This is a genomic window from Bradyrhizobium sp. GCM10028915 (genome assembly GCF_042666195.1).
GTDB lineage: Bacteria > Pseudomonadota > Alphaproteobacteria > Rhizobiales > Xanthobacteraceae > Bradyrhizobium > Bradyrhizobium canariense_D.
The window spans coordinates 1-709 of the sequence record NZ_JBHTFN010000068.1 but is presented as its reverse complement, the minus strand read 5'-3'; the positions used below and the strand labels follow the sequence as shown (position 1 = coordinate 709).

General features: G+C 60.5%; 1 protein-coding gene. It reads left to right on the top strand.

Annotated features, from left to right (window positions below; translation table 11 throughout):
* A partial coding sequence (locus ACFQX9_RS33285) for an IS110 family transposase (RefSeq protein ID WP_377791609.1) occupies positions 1 to 680 on the top strand: 680 nt, incomplete at its 5' end.
* Positions 681 to 709 lie beyond the last annotated feature (29 nt).

Here is a 709-nt window from a genome sequence, read left to right as displayed (position 1 = left end):
AAGCGGCTTGCATGTTGATGACTGTGCGGGAACGCCTGGTCAGCGTGAAGTCGCAGCTCTCCAATGCTTTCAGGAGCTATGCCGCTGAGTTTGGTATCGTCGGGCCCGCCGGCCAGCAGAACGTCGCGGCACTCATCAAACGTGTGCTCGAAGACGAAAGCCTGCCGGAAATGGCGCGGGATCTCTTCCGCCTTCAGGCTGACGAGTATGCCGCGGTCCAAGCTCGCCTGGCGAACATCGAGGCCAAGCTGATGAAGTGGCATCGCGAGGATGACATCAGCAGGCGTATTGCGACTATTCCAGGCGTCGGTCCGATTGGGTCGTCGATGCTCAGCATGAAAGCGCCGCCGCCCGAGACGTTCAGATCGGGTCGCGACTTTGCGGCGTGGCTCGGGCTGACACCCAAGGATCATTCAACTGGCGGCCGGCAAAGGCTCGGCGGCATTACAAAGGCCGGAGATTCTATACTGCGATCGACGTTGATCGTCGGTGCAACCGCACTGCTGAGGCATATCCGAAAGGGCCGTCATAAGCCCACACAATGGCTCGCTTCGCTGCTGGGGCGAAAGCCGCCAAAGTTGGTCGCGGTGGCCTTGGCAAACAAGTTTGCCCGCATCGCTTGGCGCCTGATGATATCGGGTGGCGTGTACAAGCAGCCGGTAGCCGCCATGCCGACTTGATCTGAAATCGGCCCGCGAGCAGGTTGCTC